The 1335-nt window shown below is 40.2% G+C and carries 2 protein-coding genes; both read left to right on the top strand.

Translation table 11 applies throughout. The features are described 5' to 3' along the window. Positions 1 to 47 precede the first annotated feature (47 nt). Complete coding sequence (locus G525_RS0117810) at positions 48 to 419, top strand: ISAon1 family transposase N-terminal region protein (protein ID WP_342662769.1); 372 nt, start codon at positions 48 to 50, stop codon at positions 417 to 419. Positions 420 to 438: 19 nt separating this feature from the next. Then, the coding region (locus tag G525_RS0117815; RefSeq protein ID WP_027127339.1) for an ISAon1 family transposase at positions 439 to 1335 on the top strand (897 nt) is incomplete at its 3' end.

Here is a 1335-nt window from a genome sequence, read left to right on the forward strand (position 1 = left end):
GGATCATTCTCAAAAGTTGTGTGTGAATTGAAATAGAATTCTGATTTTTGTTTAAAAAACAAGCTTTGGACAACTATCTAGACCTATTGAAATTGATTCTTCCTGAATTTTTGATTGACCACTTCGACCTTGTGAAGAACACCAAGAACGGCGAAGTAATGCATCTCTATTTTGAAGAGCGAAACACCCCACCGAAAGAGCAGACTTCCAGGGTATTGATAGCACATGGTTTTCACAAAGAAGTAACCATCCAGGATTTTCCATTGCGCGGAAACACGGTATATCTACACGTAAAACGGCGCAGATGGCTGGATAAGACAACCAAGGAAGTTGTCCAGAGAGATTGGAACTTGGTAGCACAGGGAACACGGATGACCACCGAGTTCGCTGCTTTTTTAAAAGAGATTAGTCGATACTAAGGCTTCCGATTGCCATACCATAGGGGGTTTCTATGGAGTCAATGGCAAAAAACTACAACGTCAATATAAGGACTACTTGAGCGATTTTAAAAACTGGGAGCAAAAGAAACACGCCAAACAATGGTTGGTTTTCCCAGAGAATATCGGGCCATACTTATCCATTGACGAAACGGCACTGTCCAAGGGAGAGCTCTATACTATAATCACAAACAAGAAGGCAAAAGGAAAGAAAGGAGCTATAGTGGGCATATTTTCAGGAACCAAGGTAGAACCGATCATAGAACAACTCTTAAAGATATCGGCCAAGAAGAGAGCTAAGGTCAAGGAAATCACCTTGGACATGGCAAATTCCATGAAAACTATCGCCAAAAAATGCTTCCCAAAAGCGATACAGGTAACGGACAGGTTCCACGTACAAAAACTTGCGTTGGAAGCCCTTCAGGATATAAGAATCAAGCATAGATGGGACGCTATAGACTTGGAGAATGAACAGATAAAACAGGCAAGAGCAACAAATAAGAGATTCTCTCCCAAAGAGTTTAGCAACGGCGACACAAGAAAGCAACTATTGGCCAGAAGTAGATACCTGCTCTACAAAGACCCCTCAAATTGGACAGAGAATCAATACAGCAGAAGCAAAATATTGTTCGATCAATATCCTGATATAAAGATCGCTTTTAATCTGACCCAGGGACTGAGGAACATATTTAATACAGCCAAAACAATAGAAATAGCGTATACCAAACTGGCACATTGGTACAAAGATGTAGAGAATACAGGATTTAGAGCGTTCAACACAATTGCGAACACGATAACACTCAATTATAGATCAATACTGAACTATTTTATAAACAGAAGTACAAATGCCTCAGCAGAATCATTCAATGCAAAGATCAAAGCCTTTAGAGCACAGTTT

It is taken from the genome of Gelidibacter mesophilus DSM 14095, assembly GCF_000423005.1.
Classification (GTDB): Bacteria; Bacteroidota; Bacteroidia; order Flavobacteriales; family Flavobacteriaceae; genus Gelidibacter; species Gelidibacter mesophilus.